The sequence below is a fragment of the Modestobacter sp. VKM Ac-2979 genome, from assembly GCF_026967995.1.
Lineage (GTDB): Bacteria > Actinomycetota > Actinomycetes > Mycobacteriales > Geodermatophilaceae > Modestobacter.
The window spans coordinates 167,363-186,613 of sequence record NZ_JAPVBO010000005.1 but is presented as its reverse complement, the minus strand read 5'-3'; the positions used below and the strand labels follow the sequence as shown (position 1 = coordinate 186,613).

19 protein-coding genes and 4 tRNA genes are annotated in these 19,251 nt (G+C 73.5%); 16 read left to right on the top strand and 7 right to left on the bottom strand.

What is annotated here, in order from left to right:
- The first annotated feature begins 49 nt into the window (after positions 1 to 49).
- The gene (gene polA, locus O2W15_RS15765; protein WP_269180061.1) at positions 50 to 2,800 is read left to right on the top strand and encodes a DNA polymerase I; all 2,751 of its coding nucleotides are present in this window, start codon (positions 50 to 52) and stop codon (positions 2,798 to 2,800) included.
- 70 nt (positions 2,801 to 2,870) lie between these two features.
- Here the strand turns inward: polA and O2W15_RS15760 are convergent, their stop codons facing one another.
- Both O2W15_RS15760 and O2W15_RS15755 read right to left on the bottom strand, forming a co-directional pair.
- Positions 2,871 to 3,437, bottom strand: coding sequence for a 2'-5' RNA ligase family protein (locus O2W15_RS15760; RefSeq protein ID WP_269180060.1), 567 nt, complete (start codon positions 3,435 to 3,437; stop codon positions 2,871 to 2,873).
- Between the two features lie 106 nt (positions 3,438 to 3,543).
- Positions 3,544 to 4,404 carry a class I SAM-dependent methyltransferase gene (locus O2W15_RS15755; protein ID WP_269180059.1) on the bottom strand — a complete coding sequence of 287 codons (861 nt, stop codon included), beginning with the start codon at positions 4,402 to 4,404 and terminating at the stop codon, positions 3,544 to 3,546.
- 231 nt (positions 4,405 to 4,635) lie between these two features.
- Here O2W15_RS15755 and rpsA point away from each other — a divergent pair, with 231 nt between their 5' ends.
- Positions 4,636 to 6,102, top strand: a complete 1,467-nt coding sequence (gene rpsA, locus O2W15_RS15750) for a 30S ribosomal protein S1 (protein WP_269162250.1) — start codon at positions 4,636 to 4,638, stop codon at positions 6,100 to 6,102.
- Between the two features lie 292 nt (positions 6,103 to 6,394).
- Here the strand turns inward: rpsA and O2W15_RS15745 are convergent, their stop codons facing one another.
- Positions 6,395 to 6,652 (bottom strand): hypothetical protein, encoded by a 258-nt coding sequence (locus O2W15_RS15745; RefSeq protein ID WP_269162251.1) that lies wholly within the window; start codon positions 6,650 to 6,652, stop codon positions 6,395 to 6,397.
- 194 nt (positions 6,653 to 6,846) lie between these two features.
- Here O2W15_RS15745 and coaE point away from each other — a divergent pair, with 194 nt between their 5' ends.
- Entirely contained in the window at positions 6,847 to 7,443 is a 597-nt protein-coding gene (gene coaE / locus O2W15_RS15740) for a dephospho-CoA kinase (protein ID WP_269180058.1), read from the top strand.
- Between the two features lie 81 nt (positions 7,444 to 7,524).
- Positions 7,525 to 8,016 (top strand): VOC family protein, encoded by a 492-nt coding sequence (locus tag O2W15_RS15735; RefSeq protein WP_269180057.1) that lies wholly within the window; start codon positions 7,525 to 7,527, stop codon positions 8,014 to 8,016.
- Between the two features lie 91 nt (positions 8,017 to 8,107).
- Here the strand turns inward: O2W15_RS15735 and O2W15_RS15730 are convergent.
- The 4 genes from O2W15_RS15730 to O2W15_RS15715 form a co-directional block, all read right to left on the bottom strand.
- Positions 8,108 to 8,182: transfer RNA gene (locus tag O2W15_RS15730), tRNA-Val, on the bottom strand.
- Between the two features lie 53 nt (positions 8,183 to 8,235).
- Positions 8,236 to 8,306 (bottom strand) — tRNA-Cys (locus tag O2W15_RS15725).
- A gap of 42 nt (positions 8,307 to 8,348) precedes the next feature.
- Positions 8,349 to 8,420, bottom strand: a tRNA-Gly gene (locus O2W15_RS15720).
- Positions 8,421 to 8,539: 119 nt separating this feature from the next.
- Entirely contained in the window at positions 8,540 to 9,073 is a 534-nt protein-coding gene (locus O2W15_RS15715; protein WP_269180056.1) for an SsgA family sporulation/cell division regulator, read from the bottom strand.
- 172 nt (positions 9,074 to 9,245) lie between these two features.
- Between O2W15_RS15715 and O2W15_RS15710 the strand changes: the two genes are divergently transcribed.
- From O2W15_RS15710 to O2W15_RS15655, 12 genes are all read left to right on the top strand, one after another.
- Positions 9,246 to 9,872: a sigma-70 family RNA polymerase sigma factor gene (locus O2W15_RS15710; RefSeq protein ID WP_269162255.1), complete on the top strand. Its 627-nt coding sequence runs from the start codon at positions 9,246 to 9,248 to the stop codon at positions 9,870 to 9,872.
- Positions 9,869 to 10,777 carry an anti-sigma factor domain-containing protein gene (locus O2W15_RS15705; protein WP_269180055.1) on the top strand — a complete coding sequence of 303 codons (909 nt, stop codon included), beginning with the start codon at positions 9,869 to 9,871 and terminating at the stop codon, positions 10,775 to 10,777. The genes O2W15_RS15710 and O2W15_RS15705 overlap by 4 nt, the downstream gene beginning before the upstream one ends.
- Before the next feature lie 35 nt (positions 10,778 to 10,812).
- The gene (locus tag O2W15_RS15700) at positions 10,813 to 11,283 is read left to right on the top strand and encodes a TIGR02611 family protein (protein ID WP_269162257.1); all 471 of its coding nucleotides are present in this window, start codon (positions 10,813 to 10,815) and stop codon (positions 11,281 to 11,283) included.
- 27 nt (positions 11,284 to 11,310) lie between these two features.
- Positions 11,311 to 11,382 (top strand) — tRNA-Val (locus O2W15_RS15695).
- Between the two features lie 94 nt (positions 11,383 to 11,476).
- On the top strand, positions 11,477 to 11,875 hold the full coding sequence (locus tag O2W15_RS15690; RefSeq protein ID WP_269162258.1) for an HNH endonuclease: 399 nt from the start codon (positions 11,477 to 11,479) through the stop codon (positions 11,873 to 11,875).
- A gap of 10 nt (positions 11,876 to 11,885) precedes the next feature.
- Positions 11,886 to 12,443, top strand: coding sequence for an MOSC N-terminal beta barrel domain-containing protein (locus tag O2W15_RS15685; RefSeq protein ID WP_269180054.1), 558 nt, complete (start codon positions 11,886 to 11,888; stop codon positions 12,441 to 12,443).
- A gap of 47 nt (positions 12,444 to 12,490) precedes the next feature.
- A complete protein-coding gene (locus tag O2W15_RS15680; RefSeq protein ID WP_269180053.1) occupies positions 12,491 to 13,630 on the top strand; it encodes a CapA family protein in 1,140 nt (379 codons plus the stop codon).
- 80 nt (positions 13,631 to 13,710) lie between these two features.
- Positions 13,711 to 15,789 carry a threonine--tRNA ligase gene (gene thrS / locus O2W15_RS15675; protein ID WP_269180052.1) on the top strand — a complete coding sequence of 693 codons (2,079 nt, stop codon included), beginning with the start codon at positions 13,711 to 13,713 and terminating at the stop codon, positions 15,787 to 15,789.
- Positions 15,786 to 16,406, top strand: a complete 621-nt coding sequence (locus O2W15_RS15670; protein ID WP_269180051.1) for an HIT family protein — start codon at positions 15,786 to 15,788, stop codon at positions 16,404 to 16,406. The genes thrS and O2W15_RS15670 overlap by 4 nt, the downstream gene beginning before the upstream one ends.
- Positions 16,407 to 17,060, top strand: coding sequence for a phosphatidylinositol phosphate synthase (gene pgsA, locus O2W15_RS15665; RefSeq protein WP_036334223.1), 654 nt, complete (start codon positions 16,407 to 16,409; stop codon positions 17,058 to 17,060).
- Positions 17,057 to 18,019, top strand: a complete 963-nt coding sequence (locus tag O2W15_RS15660) for a phosphatidylinositol mannoside acyltransferase (RefSeq protein WP_269180050.1) — start codon at positions 17,057 to 17,059, stop codon at positions 18,017 to 18,019. Before pgsA ends, O2W15_RS15660 begins: the two co-directional genes overlap by 4 nt.
- On the top strand, positions 18,019 to 19,245 hold the full coding sequence (locus tag O2W15_RS15655) for a glycosyltransferase family 4 protein (protein ID WP_269180049.1): 1,227 nt from the start codon (positions 18,019 to 18,021) through the stop codon (positions 19,243 to 19,245). Before O2W15_RS15660 ends, O2W15_RS15655 begins: the two co-directional genes overlap by 1 nt.
- Positions 19,246 to 19,251 lie beyond the last annotated feature (6 nt).

Sequence of the window (19,251 nt, the reverse complement as noted above, 5' to 3'; positions counted from 1 at the left end):
CTCGTGCACCGGTCCGGACCGTCGGTGGACGCCCCTAGGATCGTCGGCGATGTCCGCACCGGTGAGCACCCCAGCCAGCAGCACAGTGTCCGCCTCCGACCCGGCCCCCGTGGCCCGTCCGCGGCTGCTGCTGCTCGACGGCCACTCGTTGGCGTACCGGGCCTTCTTCGCCCTCCCGGTGGAGAACTTCTCGACCACCACCGGGCAGCCGACGAACGCCGTCTACGGCTTCACGTCGATGCTGATCAACGTGCTGCGCGACGAGCAGCCCAGCCACCTCGCGGTGGCCTTCGACGTCAGCCGGAAGACCTTCCGCAGTGAGATCTACGCCGAGTACAAGGCCAACCGCGCCGAGAGCCCGACCGACTTCCGCGGCCAGGTGAGCCTGGTGCAGGAGGTCCTCGGTGCGCTGCACGTGCCGGTCATCACCGCGGAGAACTACGAGGCCGACGACGTCATCGCCACCCTCACCGTGCAGGCGGTCGAGCAGGGCATGGACGTGCTGATCTGCACCGGCGACCGGGACGCACTGCAGCTGGTCAACGAGCACGTGACGGTGCTGTACCCGCGCAAGGGCGTGTCGGACCTGACCCGGTTCACGCCGGAGGAGGTGGAGGCCAAGTACGGCCTCACGCCCACCCAGTACCCCGACTTCGCCGCACTGCGGGGCGACCCGAGCGACAACCTGCCGAACATCCCGAGCGTGGGGGAGAAGACCGCCGCGAAGTGGGTGCGTGAGTACGGCTCGCTGGACGCACTGGTCGACCAGGTCGACACGGTCAAGGGCAAGGTCGGGGAGAAGCTGCGGGAGCACCTCTCCTCGGTGCTGCAGAACCGCCGGCTCACCGAGCTCGACCGCGCCGTCCCGCTCGAGGTCGGGCCGCAGGACCTGGCCGTCCAGCCCTGGGACCGCAACGAGGTGCACACCCTCTTCGACAACCTGCAGTTCCGGGTGCTGCGCGACCGGCTCTTCGCCACTCTCGCCACCCCGGAGCCGGAGGTCGACGGTGGTTTCGAGGTGACCGCCGACCGGCTGGCCCCCGGTGAGCTGGCCGGGTGGCTGGCCGCGCACGCGCGCACCGGGCACACCGGGGTCGTCTTCCGGGGCACCTGGGGCCGCGGTGTCGGCGAGCTCACCGGCCTCGCGCTGGCCGCCGCCGACGACCACGCCACCTTCGTCGACCTGGGTCCCGACCTCGACACCGCCGACGAGCAGGCACTGGCCGGCTGGTTGGCCGACCCGGCGACCCCCAAGGTCGTGCACGAGGTCAAGGGCCCGCTGCTGGCGATCTGGAGCCGCGGCTGGGACCTGCAGGGCATGGTCAGCGACACCGCGCTGGCGGCCTACCTGGTCAATCCCGGGCAGCGGTCGTTCGACCTCGGCGACCTGGCGGTGCGCTACCTGCGTCGCGAGCTCAAGGACGCCGCGGAGCCGGAGGGCCAGCTGACCCTCGACGGGCTCGGGCCCTCGGAGGAGGACGTCGCCGCGGCCGCCGCACACGCCGACGTCCTCAAGGCGGTGGCGGTCAACGACCTGTCCGACGCCCTGGAGCAGGTGCTCGGGCAGAAGGGCGGTGACCAGCTGCTCGGGGACATCGAGCTGCCGCTGACCCGGGTGCTCGCCGCCATGGAGCACCGGGGCATCGCCGCGGACCTGGACTCCCTGCGCGAACTGCAGCGCGAGTTCGCCGCCGCGGTGACCGAGGCGGCGGACGAGGCCTACGCGGTCATCGGCAAGGAGATCAACCTCGGCTCGCCCAAGCAGCTGCAGGCGGTCCTCTTCGACGAGCTCGGCCTGCCCAAGACGAAGAAGAACAAGACCGGCTACACCACCGACGCCGAGGCCCTGACCTCGCTGCTGGCCTCCACCGGTCACCCGTTCCTCGAGCACCTGCTGCGGCACCGGGACGTCACCCGGCTGCGCACCGTCATCGACGGGCTGATCCCGATGGTCGACGAGATGGGGCGGGTGCACACCACCTACCAGCAGACGATCGCGGCGACCGGCCGGCTCTCCTCGACCGACCCGAACCTGCAGAACATCCCCATCCGCAGCGCCGAGGGGCGCCGGATCCGGCAGGCCTTCGTCGTCGGCGCCGGCTACGACTCGCTGATGACCGCCGACTACAGCCAGATCGAGATGCGGATCATGGCCCACCTGTCCGAGGACGCCGGCCTGATCGAGGCGTTCACCTCCGGGGAGGACCTGCACTCCTTCGTCGCCTCGCGGGCGTTCGACATCCCGATCGAGCAGGTCGACCCGGAGATGCGCCGGCGGATCAAGGCGATGAGCTACGGCCTGGCCTACGGGCTGAGCGCCTACGGGCTGTCCCAGCAGCTGCGGATCACCCCGGAGGAGGCACGCGGGCAGATGCACGCCTACTTCGAGCGCTTCGGCGGCATCCGGGACTACCTCGACGGGGTCGTGGACGACGCCCGGCAGACCGGCTACACCGAGACGACCCTGGGCCGCCGCCGCTACCTGCCCGACCTGACCAGCGACAACCGGCAGCGCCGGGAGATGGCCGAGCGGATGGCGCTCAACGCCCCGATCCAGGGGTCGGCCGCCGACGTCATCAAGGTGGCGATGCTGAACGTGGAGCGGGCCATCGCGGCCGAGGGCCTGAGCTCACGGATGCTGCTGCAGGTCCACGACGAGCTCGTGCTCGAGGTGGCACCGGGGGAGCGGGAGACCCTCGAGGCCCTGGTGCGCCGGGAGATGGCCGGCGCGGCGCAGCTGTCGGTGCCGCTGGAGGTCTCCGTCGGCTTCGGCACCAGCTGGGACGACGCCGCTCACTGAGCGAGGACCCCGATGCCCCACGCCCCGCAGGCTCGGCGCGGGCCCCGCATCGGGGCCACGGGCGGGGAGGTCAGCTGATGGGGCGGCCCAGGGGGAACGTGGCGACCTGGTGCCAGGAGCCCGGCTCCCGGGTGCCGGCGTAGAAGGCGGCGGTGTCGATGCGGGTCCGCAGCGGCATCGCCTCGCACAGCACCTTCTGGGCCTGCTCGAGGCCGGCCAGGTCGCCCTGGCGACGTTGCCCGATGCTCAGGTGCGGCACCGGCTCGCCGTGCGCGCCCCGGAACGGCGGGTGGTCGGGGTAGGCCTCGGCCACCCGCCGGGTCAGCCGGCGGAACGGCTCCTCGGGCTCGGGGACCAGGTAGAGCATCTCCTCGCCGAACCACGCGGTCCTGGTGAACGTGCAGTCGAAGGCGGGCTCGGTGGCGAGGAGCTCGGCCAGACCGGTCAGCAGGGCGTCGTCCACCTGGCGGGGTGTGACGAAGGGGTAGATGACCGCCAGGTGCGCCGGGATCCCCCACGACGCGGAGACGTCGAACTGCTGGCGGTGTGCGTCGACCAGCGGCTCGGCGTCCGGGACGAGCAGCACCACGGCGCTCTCGGTCGCATCGCCCAGGACGGTCTGTGCTGTCTGGTCCACCGCGCGGCTCCCTCGTTCCGGTCCGGTGCCCCGGGCGGACCCGGCGTCGCCGGACAGCCTTGCAGGTCCGGACGCCGTCCGGCAGGTCGGCGGCCGGTCCAGCCGCTCAGCCGGGCAGGTCGCAGACCAGGACGAGCGTCCCCGGCATCAGCGCGCCCCGTTCCGGGGACCACTGCCCCCAGGTCTCGGTGCGGCCGGGCGTCCACTCCGGCTCGATGAGGTCGCTGAGCACGAACCCGGCACCGACGACCGCCCGTACCCAGTCGCCGATCGTGCGGTGGTGCTCCACGTAGACGGTGGCCCCAGCCTCATCGGTCTCCACGTACGGCGCGCGGTCGAAGTAGGAGGAGACGACGCGCAGGTCGGCCGGGTCGGGGGAGTCCGGCATCGGCCACCGCATCGGGTGGTTCACCGAGGCGACCAGTCGCCCGCCCGGCCGCAGCACGCGGGCGACCTCGCGCAGCACCGCCGTGGCATCGGCGACGAACGGGAGACCGCCGAAGGCCGAGCAGGCCAGGTCCACGCTCGCGTCGGCGAGGGGGAGCGCCCCGGCGTCGGCCTGCAGCAGGGGGACGGGGATGCCGGTGGACCGGTTCAGCTCCGCCGCGCGGGCGAGCATGCCCCTGGAGACGTCCAGTGCCACCGGTGCGGCACCGGCCGTGCGCAGCCAGCGGGAGCAGGGAGCCGAGCCGCAGCCGATCTCCAGCACCCGTCGCCCGGCGACCTCGCCCAGCAGGTGCGCGTCGGCCTCCCGCAGCCCCTCGGGGCACCAGAGGAAGTCGGCCTCGCCGAGGTCGCTGCCGTGCTCGGCGAGGTAGGCCGGCGCGGCGGCGTCCCACCAGCCCCGGTTCGCCCGGGCGGACTCGGCCGGTCCGGCCGGCCGGCGCGTCACGCCTCCTGCTGCCGGGTAGCCGTCCTCGGCCAGCGGCAGGGGGGCAGCAGGGGGTCGTGCCGGGGTGCTGTCCATGACGCGCCGATGGTGACACGCCGTCCGGCCGGTGGCCCCGCCGGCCGGGCTCGCCCCCTGGTGGACCGGGCTCTCGCCAGGTCCGTACGATGGGGAGTACGCCAGAGGTCTGTGGTGTTGACCCTCCTGTACGGGGGTCGGCATCGCCGCCTCCCGTGAACCTCCCCGTGGTCCGCCTGGGCCGCGGGTGATCCTGTCCCTACGCATCCCCCGTCCGGAGCACTCGACCACATGACCTCCACCCAGGTCCGTCCCGACAGCACCCCCCAGATCGCGGTCAACGACATCGGCACCGCCGAGGACTTCCTCGCTGCGATCGACCAGACCATCAAGTACTTCAACGACGGCGACATCGTCGAAGGCGTGATCGTCAAGGTCGACCGGGACGAGGTGCTGCTGGACATCGGCTACAAGACCGAGGGCGTCATCCCCTCGCGTGAGCTGTCCATCAAGCACGACGTCGACCCGACCGAGGTCGTCAAGGTCGGCGACGAGGTGGAAGCCCTCGTCCTCCAGAAGGAGGACAAGGAAGGCCGGCTCATCCTGTCCAAGAAGCGGGCTCAGTACGAGCGCGCCTGGGGCACGATCGAGGCCAAGAAGGAAGCCGACGAGGTCGTCACCGGCACCGTCATCGAGGTCGTCAAGGGCGGCCTGATCCTCGACATCGGCCTGCGCGGCTTCCTGCCCGCCTCGCTCGTCGAGATGCGCCGTGTGCGCGACCTGCAGCCCTACGTGGGCCGCGAGCTCGAGGCCAAGATCATCGAGCTCGACAAGAACCGCAACAACGTCGTTCTCTCCCGTCGTCAGTGGCTGGAGCAGACCCAGTCCGAGGTCCGCAGCGAGTTCCTCAACAAGCTCGCCAAGGGCCAGGTCCGCACGGGCGTCGTCTCCTCGATCGTCAACTTCGGTGCGTTCGTCGACCTCGGCGGCGTCGACGGTCTGGTGCACGTCTCCGAGCTGTCCTGGAAGCACATCGACCACCCGTCCGAGGTCGTCGAGGTCGGCCAGGAGGTCACCGTCGAGGTCCTCGACGTCGACCTGGACCGTGAGCGGGTCTCCCTGTCGCTGAAGGCGACGCAGGAGGACCCGTGGCGTCAGTTCGCCCGCACGCACCAGATCGGTCAGGTCGTGCCGGGCAAGGTCACCAAGCTCGTCCCCTTCGGTGCGTTCGTGCGCGTCGACGAGGGCATCGAGGGCCTGGTGCACATCTCCGAGCTGGCCGAGCGCCACGTGGAGATCCCGGAGCAGGTCGTGCAGGTCGGCGACGAGATCCTGGTCAAGGTCATCGACATCGACCTCGACCGTCGGCGCATCTCGCTGTCCCTCAAGCAGGCCAACGAGGGCGTCGTCGGCGACGAGGAGCAGTTCGACCCGGCCGCTTACGGCATGTCGGCCTCGTACGACGAGCAGGGCAACTACGTCTACCCCGAGGGCTTCGACTCCGACACCGGCGAGTGGCTCGAGGGCTACGACGAGGCCCGCGAGACGTGGGAGCGGCAGTACGCCGAGGCCCAGGCCCGGTTCGAGGCGCACCGCAAGCAGATCGCGGCGGCCAAGGAGGCCGACGCCGAGGCTGCGGCCGGTGGCAGCTACTCCAGCGAGCCGGTCGACACGCCGGACGCCCCCTCCACCGGTGGCACCCTGGCCTCCGACGAGGCGCTGGCGGCCCTGCGGGCCAAGCTCGCCGGCGGCGAGTGACCCAGCAGCTCGTCTGAGCAGCACCTGACCGTGCGCCGTCCACCTCCGGGTGGGCGGCGCACGGTCGTCTCTGCACCCGGGTCGCCGCGAGAACCCGGCCGTCGTGGACCCCGGCCATCTCGAGCCCGCTGTCCTCAGCCCGGCCGTCTCCACCCCCGGACGGCGACGACCCCGCCGACCGTAGGGGGTCGACGGGGTCGTCGGGTCCTGGGGCTCAGCCGTGAGCCGGCGGACCGTGGGTGCGTGCCGGCTCGTCCATGAGCCGTCGGCGGTGGGGCCAGGAGGGCCCGCGTCAGAGGCTGAGGATGATCGCGAACGCGGTCCGCGGACGACCGCCGGCGTTGGCCAGGAAGTCCCAGGTGTGTCGACCGGAGCGGACGCTCGGCATCAGGGCGCGGAAGAACGCGGCCCCGCGGCGGCCCTGCGGCAGGCGCTCGCGCACGCCGGGGAGGTCGGAGCACCGCACGCCGGCGGGGTTGTCGATCCGGTGCCGACCACGGCGGGGAGTGCCAGCGGCCGACAGTGCGCCATCGAACGTGGAACGGGACATGGTCGGTTCTGCCTCTCTGCTGTGGCGGGGGAAGTCCACCGGGACGAAAGGTAGGTCCTGTGACTGGTGTGACTGGTGCGACGCGCCGAGGGCACCGGCGCCGTGACCTCGCCGAGACCTGCAGCGCCCCTTCCGGCCGCGCGCGGGTAGCCGACGGGACCTGCAGGACGGCCTGGGGCCTCTAAGGTCGGACCGTGCTGAAGATCGGGCTGACCGGGGGCATCGGTTCGGGCAAGAGCACCGTCGCGGCCCTGCTGGCCGAACGTGGCGCCGTCGTGGTGGACGCCGACCGTCTCGCCCGCGAGGTGGTGGAACCCGGTACGCCGGGGCTGACCGCGATCGCCGAGGCGTTCGGGCCCGGGGTGCTGACCGACGACGGCGCCCTGGACCGGGCTGCGCTCGCCTCGGTCGTCTTCGCCGATCCCGCGGCCCGAGCCCGGCTGGACGCGATCGTCCACCCCCGCGTGCGCGCGCGTGCCGCTGAGCTGGCTGCTGCGGCGCCGCCGGGGTCGGTCGTCGTGCAGGACGTGCCCCTGCTGGTGGAGACCGGTCAGGCGGGCTCCTTCGACCTCGTGCTGGTCGTCGAGACCGAGCCGGAGACCCGGGTCGGCCGGCTGGTGGGCCGGGGGCTGTCCGCCGCCGACGCGCGCGCCCGGATCGCCAGCCAGGCCACGGACGAGCAGCGGCGGGCGGTCGCCGACGTCGTGCTGCGCAACGACGGTCCTCCCGAGGAGCTGGCGGCGCAGGTGCAGCGCTTCTGGTCCGAGCGCGTGGAGCCCGCAACGCGCTGACGGCGGCGATGAGTTCCGCCGGCCGGTCCGGTCCTGGGTGCAGACCCCGGCGCGGGGTCCCCGCCGTGGAGAGGAACCGAGATGGCGCAGCAGAAGATCGTCCCGAACCTGTGGTTCGACAGCCAGGCCGAGGAGGCGGCGCACTACTACATCGACGTCTTCGGTGAGGGGCGGGTGCTCGGCGTGGCCCGCTACCCGGAGGGCGCACCCGGCCCGGCCGGGTCGGTGATGAGCGTGGAGTTCGAGCTGGCCGGCCAGCGCTTCGTCGGGGTCAACGGTGGGCCGCAGTTCCCCTTCACCGAGGCCGTCTCCTTCCAGATCGACTGCGCCGACCAGCCGGAGGTCGACCGGTACTGGGACCGGCTCGTCGGCGACGGGGGAGAGGAGAGCGAGTGCGGCTGGCTCAAGGACCGCTACGGGCTGTCCTGGCAGGTCGTCCCGGCCGGCATGGACGAGCTCTTCGCCGACCCGGACCCATCGCGGGCCCAGCGTGCGGTGCAGGCCATGCTCGGGATGCGCAAGCTGGACCTGCCCGCGCTGCGCGCCGCGGCTGACGGGGTGCCGGTCGGCTGAGTGGGGATCATCACAGTTCGCCCAGGCCGCCGATGGGTCTTCCGCTGAGACGACGAAGGCCCCAGGTCCGTGGACCTGGGGCCTTCGCGGCTGGTGGGCGATACTGGGATCGAACCAGTGACCTCTTCCGTGTCAGGGAAGCGCGCTACCGCTGCGCCAATCGCCCCTACCGGTCTGCCGACCGGCCTGCCTCCACACCCGCGCTCCGTGGAAGAGACGAGGTGGAGACGGGATTTGAACCCGTGTAGACGGCTTTGCAGGCCGTTGCCTCGCCTCTCGGCCACTCCACCGCACGCCAGGCGCCGGTCTCGCGACCAGCGCCCGGGGTTCCGAGCGGACGACGGGATTCGAACCCGCGACCCTCACCTTGGCAAGGTGATGCTCTACCACTGAGCCACGTCCGCGCTGCGGATCAAGTCCGCGTTACGTGGAGAACTCTAACCGACCCGATTCGGGGGTCCAAACCCGGGGGGTCCAGGGGGTGTCCGCAGGGGGCTCCCTGCAGGTCAGCGCCGCGTGGGGGTCAGTGCGAGGTCGGGTTGTCGGTGCCACCGCGCAGCAGCGCGGTGAGCTCCTCGTCGACCCGCAGCAGCTCGCTCTCCGTGCCGACCGGCACCAAGGCGTCGGTCTCGCGCAGGAAGTGGCCGACCGCGGCGCCCGACACCTCGAACAGCGCCTCGCCCGAGGGTGCCCGCAGCTGCAGGAAGAGCACGTCCAGCCCGTTGCGCGCCGGCCACAGCCGGACGTCCCCCTCGCCGACCGGCCCGATCAGGCCCGCACGAAGGAGGTCGCGGCTGAGCAGCCACTCGACGCCGCCGTCCTCGTCCGGTGTCGTGTCGTAGGCGTCGTCGGCGCCGGCCGCCTGTACGGCCGTCTCGAACGCGGACCCGCCGTCGTGGGCACGGTCGTCCTCGCCGTCGTCGCCGAACCGGACGCGCACGGCGAACGGGTCGCTGGAGTCGTAGACCAGGGCGGCCGGGACCGCCGTCCAGGACTGGGGGCCGATGAGGTGGAACGTCGTCCGCGCGGTGCAGCCGGACATCGAGTGGCGAGCCATGCCTCCTTAACGACCCAGAACTGCCCTCGGTCACGCATGGTCTCGGCGTGTCGCGCCACACGAGTCACATGCGTCCCAGGAGTCGCCAGGCGGCACGGCTCGCCGCGGTCGCAGTGCCCGTGATCACGGGTCGAACCGATCAGGGCCGACGAGCCGAACGCCGCGTGTGACCATGGGCCTCGTGAGCCGACCAGTGCGCAGTCCCGAGGACGGCGCCGCCGACCTCGAGCTGGTCCGCCGGATGGCGGCCGGTGACCGCACGGCGGTCGATGACCTGTACCTGCGCTTCCGGCGCCCGGCGTTCGCCCTGGCCCGCCGGGTGCTGGCCGACGACACGCTGGCCGAGGACGTGCTCCAGGACGTCTTCCTCGGCATCTGGCGCAACCCGGGCGCCTTCGACGGCAGCCGGGGCAGCGTCGCCTCCTGGGTGCTGACGATGGTCCACCACAAGGCGGTGGACGCCGTCCGGCGCGAGGAGTCGCAGCGCCGCCGCACCGCGCGGGCCGAGGAGGACATGGCGCTCGCGGCACCGACCGAGAACCACGACGTCGAGGACCAGGCCTGGGAGCGGGTGGAGGCCGGCCGAGTGCGGACGGCGCTGCGCTCCCTGCCCGATCCGCAACGGGAGGCGCTGACCTTGGCCTACTACGGCGGGTACACCCAGCGAGAGGTGGCCGCCCTGACCGGCACCCCCCTGGGGACCGTCAAGACGCGGATGCTCGCCGGCATGCGCCGGCTCAAGGACACACTGGGCACCGGGCTGCCCGGGGTCACCCCGGCCGACGGAGCCCCGCGATGACCGCGCCCATGGGCAACCGGGACGACGAGCACCGCAGCTGGGAGGAGCTCGCCGTCGGCTGGGCGCTGCACGCGCTCGAGCCCGAGGACGAGGACCTCTTCGCCGCGCACCTCGCCGGCTGCGACCGCTGTGCCGACACGGTCGCCGAGACGGCCGAGGTGATGGCGGCGATGTCCAGCGACCTGCCACCGGCCGAGCCGTCGGACGCACTGCGGGACCGGCTGCGCGCAGCGGTCGAGGAGACCGAGCAGCTCCCGCAGACGGCCCCACCCGCGCGCCGCCGTGAGCAGCCACCGGCTGCGCCGGCCCGCCCCGTGGGCCCGGCTGCCCCGTGGGGGGCCGGCACGGGCAGCACCTCCGCGCGAGACCTCCAGTTGCCACTCCCCACCCGGGTCGCCGACCCTCGCCCGGCCTGGCGGCGGGTGCTCCCGACCGCGTTGGTCGCGGCTGCGGTGGCGGCGGTGCTGGCGCTGGGTGCCTGGAACGTCGCGCTCACCAGCGCCCGCGACGAGGCCGTCGCCGCGGCGGCCGAGCAGGCCCGGATGCTGGACGTGCTCCTGGAGCCGGGGCAGGCCACCATCGCCCCGCTGACCGAGGTGGACGAGGAGGGCGGGGAGGACGTCGCGACCGTCGTCGCCCGGGACGGTCGACTGCAGGTGCTGGCCGACGGCCTGCCGGTCAACGACCCCGGCGACCGCACCTACGTCGTCTGGGGGTTGCCGAACGGTTCCCCCGTGGCCATCGGGACGTTCGACGTGGTGACTTCTGAGATGGACCTGCGGACCGTAGGCTCGTCGGAGACCGGTCTGGACGAGTACCCCGCGTACGCCATCAGCATCGAGCCCGGTCGGCAGGCTCCGTCGGAACCGACGGACATCGTCGCGACCGGGCAGGTGACCAGCTGAGCGGACAGGACACGATGGCAGCGCGGGGTGAGCACGTGCCGGTCCCGCCGGAGCCGGACGTGCCGGAGACCGCCGAGGAACGCCGCGCCCGGTACGACGCCGACGACGTGCACAGCCTGCGCGAGCGGGTCGCCGAGGTGCGCTGGCGGCGCTGGATCGCCACCCGGCGCAGCCTGGACGCGCCCTACCGGTGCGGGGTCGGGCTGGTGGGTGGCCTGGTCGTGGCCTTCGGCATCGTCACGATCCCGCTGCCGGGGCCCGGGTGGCTGACCGTGATCGCCGGGTTGTTCCTGCTCGCCACCGAGTTCACCTGGGCCGAACGGGTGCTGGACTTCACCCGGCGGCACGTCGCCCGGTGGACGGCCTGGCTGAACCGCCAGCCGCTGGTGGTGCGCCTGGCCGTCGCGGCCCTGACCGCGGCTTTCGTCTGCGCTGTGCTCCTCGTGACGCTGCACGTGATGGGCGTGCCGGACTGGGTGCCGGGGTGGGTGCCGCTCTGGCGGTGAGCATCTGGCAAGATGTTCGACGCACCCGGGCGATTGGCTCAGCGGTAGAGCGCTTCGTTCACACCGAAGAGGTCACTGGTTCGATCCCAGTATCGCCCACCGGATGCAGGGCCAGGTGAACCCGGAGACGGGGGAGCCTGGCCCTTCGTCGTCCCGGGGGCACGGATCCGGCGATCGGCGCACCATGGACGCGATGGCACTGGACCGGGCGGCCCGACTGCTGGTCGCCGTCGAGCGGGACGGGCCCACCTGCGTCTGGTGCGGCCGGACCTTCGGCGCGCAGGTGGTGCCGACCACCGAGCACGTGGTGCCGCGGGTCAAGGGCGGGCCGTCCTGGCTGGAGAACGAGGTGGCCGCCTGCCGCCGCTGCAACTCCGAACGAGGGCACACCGCGCCGGTCCCGTGGCTGGAGGAGTGCCAGCGGCGCGGCTGGCTCCCCGACGAGGAACGCCTGGAACGGGTGCTGACCGCCCTGGACGGCGCCATCACCGATCGCGGCGGCCAGCGGCGGGCCCGGCCCTACCTGGAGGCCCAGTTGCGCCGGCTGCGGCGCCGGGGGAGCCCGTCGGCCGACCGGTCCCGGCCCGCGTAGCGTCCCGGTGGTGAGCGACACGGTGGGGCAGGTAGGCCAGATCTCGGTGTACCCGGTGAAGTCCCTGGCCGGGCAGGTCGTCCCCGCCGTGGACGTCGAGGACGCCGGCCTGCGCGGTGACCGGGCGTGGTCGGTGGTCGAGGCCGACACCGGCGAGCGGGTCACCGTGAAGACCACCCCCCGGCTGCGCGAGGTCGTCCCGACCGGGGACGCCGAGGCCGACGGCCGCACCCTGACCGAGGTGCTCGGCCGGCCGGTCCGTCTGGCCGCCTCGACCGGGGGCCCGCAGGTCGACGCCGCCGCCGTCCACCTGGTGTCCCGAGGGGCGATCGACCGGGCCGCGGACGGCGACGTCCCCGAGGGCTGCTCGGCCGACGACCCGCGCGCCAACCTGCTGCTCCACCTGGCCGGCGGTGCCGACGAGCGGTCCTGGGTCGGCCGGCGGCTGCGGATCGGGACCGCGGAGCTCGACGTGGTCCGTACCCCCAAGCACTGCCTCGGCGTGTACGCCGAGGTCCGCACCCCGGGCACGGTCGCCGAGGGCGACGAGGTCCAGCTGCTCGACTGAGGTGTCCGGGTCGGCCTCGGTGCCGGCGGTCGCTAGCCTCGGCGACCGTGACCAGGAGAGCTGCGCCGGCCCTGCTCGCGGCGCTGACCGTGGCCCTGCTGGCCGGCTGCGGCACCGACGAGCCGACCCCCAGCTCGGTCGCCGAGCCCGGCACCCCGGCGCCGTCGTCGGCAGCGACGTCCGAGGCTCCACCGGCCCCCGACTCGTTCACCCTGGTCGCCACCGGCGACGTGCTGGTGCACCAGGGCCGCACGCTCACCTCGGGTGCTCGCCAGCCCGACGGCAGCTGGGACTTCTCGGCGGTCTTCGCCCCGATCGCGCCGGTGCTGCAGGCCGCCGACCTGGCGATCTGCCACCTGGAGACACCGGTCGCCCCGGTGGGTGGGCCCTACTCGGGCTATCCGTCCTTCGCCGCCCAGCCCGAGATCGTCGACGCCCTCGCCGACGCCGGGTACGACCTGTGCTCCACCGCCTCCAACCACTCGCTGGACGACGGCTTCGACGGGCTGGTCCGCACCCTGGACGCCCTGGACGCCGCGGGGATCGCGCACACCGGCACCTACCGCAGCGCAGCGGAGAGCGAACAGCCGGTGGTCGTCGACGTCGGGGGAGTGCGCGTCGGGCACGTGGCCACGACGTTCTCGCTCAACGGGGTCTCGCTCCCGTCCGACGCACCGTTCGCCGTGGACACCTTCGCGGTGCCCGACGTCAGCGCCGTGCTGGCCGACGCGGCCGCCGCCCGGGCCGTCGGGGCGGAGGTGGTGGTGGCCAGCGTGCACTGCTGCGCCGAGTACGACCACGAGCCGACGGCGGCGCAGGAGCAGGCGGTGCGCACGCTCCTCGCCTCCCCGGACGTCGACCTGGTCCTCGGCCACCACGCCCATGTCGTCCAGCCGTTCGAGCAGGTCGACGGGGAGTGGGCGGCCTACGGCCTGGGCAACCACCTCGCCGAGCACGCCACCCGCGGGTACGACACCGAGGACTCGGTGATCGCCCGGTTCACCTTCACCCGGGGCGAGGACGGCCGGTTCGCCGTGTCGGAGGCCGAGGCGGTGCCGGTCCGGATCGAGGTCGGGGACGACGCCGTCCGGCTGGTGCCCGCCGACCCGGAGAGCGCCGCGCGGATCGGTGCGGTGCTCGATGCGCGGGGCGCGGTCGCCGCGGGGCTCGCGATCGTCCCCGGCTGACCCGGGGCGTCGTCCCGGCGCACTAGTCTCGACAGGCCCGGCCGACCGGCCGGGACCGTGCCTGACCCCCGGGAGCTCTCGTGTCCAGCCCGCCCTCGCCCACCGCCGCCGCTGCGATCCGGGTGCCGGCCGGGACGACGGCCCTGCAGGCGCTCAAGGACGCCGGGGTGCCGCTGAAGGGCCCGGACGGCGCGGTCGTCGTCCGCGAGCTGGCCTCCGGCGACCTCAAGGACCTCGGCTGGGTCCCGGACGCCGAGGCCGAGGTCGAGCCGGTGCCCGCCGCCAGCGCCGACGGTCGGGCGGTGATCCGGCACTCGACCGCCCACGTGCTGGCCCAGGCCGTGCAGGACCTGTTCCCGGGCACCCGGCTGGGCATCGGCCCGCCGGTGGAGAACGGGTTCTACTACGACTTCGACCCCGAGCGCCCGTTCACCCCGGAGGACCTGCAGGCGCTGGAGAAGCGCATGCAGGCGATCGTGAAGCAGGGGCAGAACTTCAGCCGCCGGGAGATCGGCGACGACGAGGCCCGGGCCGAGTTGGCGCACGAGCCGTACAAGCTCGAGCTCATCGGGCTCAAGGGCGGTGCCGGCCAGGACGGGGCCGGCGAGGAGGTCGCCGAGGGTGCCGACGTCGAGGTGGGCGGCGCGCAGCTGACCATGTACGACAACCTCGACCCGCGCACCGGCGACCGGCTGTGGACCGACCTGTGCCGTGGCCCGCACCTGCCCCGCACCTCCACCATCCCGGCGTTCTCCCTCACCCGCAGCGCCGCCGCGTACTGGCGGGGGAGTGAGAAGAACCCGCAGCTGCAGCGGGTCTACGGCACCGCGTGGGAGAGCAAGGACGCGCACAAGGCGTACCTGGAGCAGGTCGCCGAGGCCGAGCGCCGCGATCACCGCCGGCTGGGCTCGGAGCTGGACCTGTTCAGCTTCCCGGACGAGGTCGGCTCCGGTCTGGCGGTCTTCCACCCCAAGGGCGGGATCATCCGGCGGGAGCTGGAGAAGTACAGCCAGCGTCGCCACGAGGAGGCCGGCTACTCCTTCGTCAACACCCCGCACATCACCAAGGGGCAGCTGTTCGAGACCTCCGGCCACCTGGACTGGTACGCCGAGGGCATGTACCCGGCGATGCAGCTGGACGAGGAGCGGGACAGCGACGGCAACGTCCGGCGGCAGGGGCAGGACTACTACCTCAAGCCGATGAACTGCCCGATGCACAACCTGGTGTTCGACTCCCGCGGCCGCTCCTACCGCGAGCTCCCGCTCCGGCTGTTCGAGTTCGGCACCGTCTACCGCTACGAGAAGTCCGGCGTCGTCCACGGGCTCACCCGCGCCCGCGGGTTCACCCAGGACGACGCGCACATCTACTGCACCCCCGAGCAGATGGCCGCGGAGCTCCGTGGGCTGCTCGACTTCGTGCTGGGGCTGCTGTCGGACTACGGGTTGAGCGACTTCTACCTGGAGCTGTCCACCCGGAACCCGGAGAAGTCGGTGGGCACCGACGAGGGCTGGGAGCGCGCCACCGAGGCGCTCCGGCAGGCCGCGGTGGACTCCGGGCTGGAGCTGTTCCCCGACCCGGGTGGCGCCGCGTTCTACGGCCCGAAGATCTCCGTCCAGGCCAGGGACGCGATCGGGCGCACCTGGCAGATGTCGACCATCCAGGTGGACTTCAACCTGCCGGAGCGCTTCGGCCTGGAGTACACCGCCGCCGACGGGTCCCGGCAGCGGCCGGTGATGCTGCACCGGGCGTTGTTCGGGTCCATCGAGCGGTTCTTCGGGGTGCTCACCGAGCACTACGCCGGCGCCTTCCCGGCCTGGTTGTCCCCGGTCCAGGTGGTCGGCATCCCGATCACCGACGAGCAGGTGCCGTACCTGACCGACGTCGCCCTGCAGCTGCGTCAGCGCGGCATCCGGGTGGAGGTCGACGACTCCGACGACCGGATGCAGAAGAAGATCCGCACCGCCAGCAAGCAGAAGGTGCCCTTCGTGCTGATCGCCGGGGCCACCGACGCCGAGGCCGGGGCGGTCTCCTTCCGGTACCGGGACGGCTCGCAGCGCAACGGCGTCCCGGTCGCCGAGGCGGTGGCCCAGGTCGCCGCCTGGGTCGAGGGGCGGCACAACACCGACCCGACCGCGGAGACCCCGATGGTGGCCGGATGAGCGAGGACATGGGCGGGGACGTGAGCGAGGGGGCGGCTGCGTACCGGGTCCCGGTGCGCAACGACGACGACGGACCGACGTCCGGCTTCGAGCACCTGTGGACGCCCTACCGGATGGCCTACATCCGCGGGGAGAACAAGCCGAGCGGCGACCACGACTGCCCGTTCTGCCTGATCCCGGCGATGTCGGACGAGGACGGGCTGATCGTGGCCCGGGGCGAGACGGTGTTCGCCGTCCTCAACCTCTACCCGTACAACGCCGGCCACCTGATGGTCGTGCCGTACCGGCACGTCCCCGACTACACCGACCTGACCATCGCCGAGGTCGCGGAGCTCGGCGCCTTCACCCAGACGGCGATGCGCGTGGTGCGGTCGGTCAGCGGCGCGCACGGCTTCAACGTCGGCATGAACCAGGGGTCGGTCGCCGGCGCCGGGATCGCCGACCACCTGCACCAGCACGCCGTGCCGCGCTGGGGCGGGGACACCAACTTCATGCCGGTGATCGGGCTGACCCGGGTGCTGCCCCAGGTGCTCGCCGAGACGCGCGCCCTGCTGGCCGGTGCCTGGCCGGACGCGGGTCAGCCGACCGGTCCCGCGCCGCACCCGACGGTGGCCTGAGTGCTCGGCGTCAACCTGCGGCCGGCCGTCGCCCGGTTCTGGGCGCCGGTGGTGCGCGGCCTGGTCCGGGCCGGGGTCACCGCCGACGCGGTCACCCTCACCGGCACCCTCGGCGCGGTGGTCTCCGCGGTCTTCCTGATCGGGAACGGCCAGCTCTTCTGGGGCGCGCTGGCCGTCACCGTCTTCGTGCTGCTGGACATGCTCGACGGCGCCCTGGCCCGGGCCCGCGGCGGCGGTTCGGTGTTCGGCGCGGTGCTGGACTCCACCGGCGACCGGGCCGCCGACGCCGCCATCTTCGGCGGGCTGGTCTGGTGGTACTCCGGGGCGGGGGACAACCGGCTGCTGGTGCTGCTCGCCCTGCTGTGCCTGGTGCTCGGGGTGCTCACCTCCTACGTCAAGGCCCGCGCCGAGGGCGTCGGGCTGTCGGCCGACGTCGGCGTCGTCGAGCGCACCGAGCGGCTGATCCTGGTGCTGGTCGGCACCGGGTTCACCGGCCTGGGCATCCCGTACGCGGTCCACGTCGCCCTCTGGGTGCTGCTGGCCGGCAGCGCGGTGACGGTCGCGCAGCGCTTCGCGGCGGTCCGCCGGGAGTCCCGCGGCCTGCAGCTGCCGACGTCCTCGCCCGACGAGGCGTCCGGGCGCCCCACGCCGTGAGCCGCCGCGCCGACCTGCTCGCCCGGCTCACCGACGCCGGGTACGCAGCCGGCTGGCGGGTCGTCCGGCTGCTGCCCGAGCCGGTGGCCCGGGCCGGCTCCGCCGCGGGGGGTGCGCTCGCCGTGCGCCGCGGCGGGCGGGGCGCCCGGCAGCTGCGGGCGAATATGGACGCCGTCACCGGCGGCGGCCTCGACGACGCCGCGCTCGACGCCCTCACCCGGCGGGCGATGCAGTCCTACGCCCGGTACTGGCAGGAGGCCTTCCGCCTGCCGACGCTCTCCACCGAGCGGATCCTCGCCGGCTCGGCGATGCGCGGCCGGGAGCACCTGGAGCGGGCCCGCGCGGAGGGCCGCGGCATCGTCCTGGCCCTGCCGCACAGCGGGAACTGGGACGCCGCCGGGGTGTGGCTCATCGCCTGGCTCGGCGGCCCCTTCCTGACCGTCGCCGAGCGGCTGCGGCCGGAGTCGCTGTACCGCCGGTTCGTCGCGTTCCGGGAACGGCTGGGCATGCGGGTCGTGCCGCTCACCGGCGGCGAGCGCCCCAGCTCGACGGTGCTGCGGGAGTGGCTGGCCGACGGCGGGACCGCGTGCCTGCTGATGGACCGCGACCTCTCCGGCAGCGGTGTGCCGGTCACCTTCTTCGGCCGCCGGACGACGATGCCCGGGGGCCCGGCGCTGGTCGCGGCCCAGACCGGGGCCTCCCTGCTGCCCGCCGTCTGCCAGTTCGACGGCACGGGGTGGCAGTTCGTCGTCCACCCGCCGGTCCCGCTGGCCGGGCCGGGTCGGCTGCGGGACCGGGTGACCTGGGCGACCCAGCAGGTCGCCGACGCCTTCGCCACGACCATCGCCGAGCGCCCCGAGGACTGGCACGTGCTCGGCCGGGTCTGGCCCGAGGTGGGCCCCGAGGGGCGCGCGCCCGCCCTCCCGGCCGTGTCCGCGCCGCCGGCGGAGGTGGGCTGATGCGGATCGGGCTGGTCTGCCCCTACTCGTGGGACGTCCCCGGCGGCGTCCAGTACCACGTGCGCGACCTGGCCGAGACGCTGCGCGCCCTCGGCCACTCCGTGGAGGTCCTCACCCCCGCCGAGCACGAGGAGAACCTGCCGGCCGAGCACGTCACCTGGGCCGGCCGGGCGGTGCCGGTCCCGTACAACGGCTCGATGGCGAGCGTCTCCTTCGGTCCGGTCGCGGCGTCCCGGGCCCGGCGCTGGTTGCGGGAGGGGGACTTCGACGTCGTCCACGTGCACGAGCCGGCGTCGGTCTCGCTCTCCCTGCTCGTCTGCGTGATCGCCGACGGCCCGATCGTGGCCACCTTCCACGCGGCGACCACCCGGTCCAAGGTGCTGGCCGCGCTGGGTCCGGTGGCCCGCCCGTGGCTGGAGCGGATCAGCGGGCGGATCGCGGTCTCCGACTTCGCCCGTCGCGTCCAGGTGGAGCACCTGGGCGGGGACGCGGTGGTCATCCCGAACGGGGTGCACGTGGCGGCCTTCGCCGACGGGCCGACGCTGCCCGGCCACGCGCGGGGCACCGAGGCGCCGACGATCGGCTTCCTCGGCCGCTACGACGAGCCGCGCAAGGGCCTGCCCGTGTTGCTGGAGGCGATGCGGACGGTGGTCGCCGAGCACCCGCGGGCCCGCCTGCTCATCGCCGGCCGCGGCGATCCCGACGAGCTGGACGAGCTGGTGGCCGACGACCTGCGTCCGCACGTCACGGTGCTCGGGGAGCTGGACGAGTCGGCCAAGGCGGCCTTCCTCCGCTCGGTCGACGTCTACTGCGCGCCGAACCTGCTGGGGGAGTCCTTCGGCGTGATCCTGCTGGAGGCGATGGGGGCCGGCGCACCGGTGGTCGCCAGCGACCTGGACGCCTTCGCCCGGGTCCTGGAGGACGGCACCGCCGGTGTGCTGGTCAAGCGCGGGGACGCCGCCGCGCTGGCCACGGCGCTCGGTGGCCTGCTGGCCGATCCGGCCCGACGGGCCGAGCTGCAGGCGGCCGGCCGGCGGGCCGTGGCCGACTACGACTGGGCGGTGGTCGCCCAGCGGATCCTCGCCGTCTACGAGACCGTCGCCCCGCCGGGTGGCACCGGGGTCACCGCCTCCGCCGCCGACGACGACGCGCTGCTGGGGAACGTGCCGGACGCCACCGGCGGACTCGGGCCGTCGGGGCCCTTCCGCAGGCGGGCGCGCCGCTAGCCTCGG

What these genes read in the sequence shown, in the direction of transcription:
- O2W15_RS15690 (WP_269162258.1), top strand. Translation starts at nt 11,477, where the DNA reads ATGGCACTGGACCGGGCGGCCCGACTGCTGGTCGCCGTCGAGCGGGAC.
- polA (WP_269180061.1), top strand. Translation starts at nt 50, where the DNA reads ATGTCCGCACCGGTGAGCACCCCAGCCAGCAGCACAGTGTCCGCCTCC.
- rpsA (WP_269162250.1), top strand. Translation starts at nt 4,636, where the DNA reads ATGACCTCCACCCAGGTCCGTCCCGACAGCACCCCCCAGATCGCGGTC.
- O2W15_RS15705 (WP_269180055.1), top strand. Translation starts at nt 9,869, where the DNA reads ATGACCGCGCCCATGGGCAACCGGGACGACGAGCACCGCAGCTGGGAG.
- O2W15_RS15710 (WP_269162255.1), top strand. Translation starts at nt 9,246, where the DNA reads ATGGGCCTCGTGAGCCGACCAGTGCGCAGTCCCGAGGACGGCGCCGCC.
- O2W15_RS15735 (WP_269180057.1), top strand. Translation starts at nt 7,525, where the DNA reads ATGGCGCAGCAGAAGATCGTCCCGAACCTGTGGTTCGACAGCCAGGCC.
- O2W15_RS15715 (WP_269180056.1), bottom strand. Translation starts at nt 9,073, where the DNA reads ATGGCTCGCCACTCGATGTCCGGCTGCACCGCGCGGACGACGTTCCAC.
- O2W15_RS15745 (WP_269162251.1), bottom strand. Translation starts at nt 6,652, where the DNA reads ATGTCCCGTTCCACGTTCGATGGCGCACTGTCGGCCGCTGGCACTCCC.
- O2W15_RS15670 (WP_269180051.1), top strand. Translation starts at nt 15,786, where the DNA reads ATGAGCGAGGACATGGGCGGGGACGTGAGCGAGGGGGCGGCTGCGTAC.
- O2W15_RS15655 (WP_269180049.1), top strand. Translation starts at nt 18,019, where the DNA reads ATGCGGATCGGGCTGGTCTGCCCCTACTCGTGGGACGTCCCCGGCGGC.
- O2W15_RS15755 (WP_269180059.1), bottom strand. Translation starts at nt 4,404, where the DNA reads ATGGACAGCACCCCGGCACGACCCCCTGCTGCCCCCCTGCCGCTGGCC.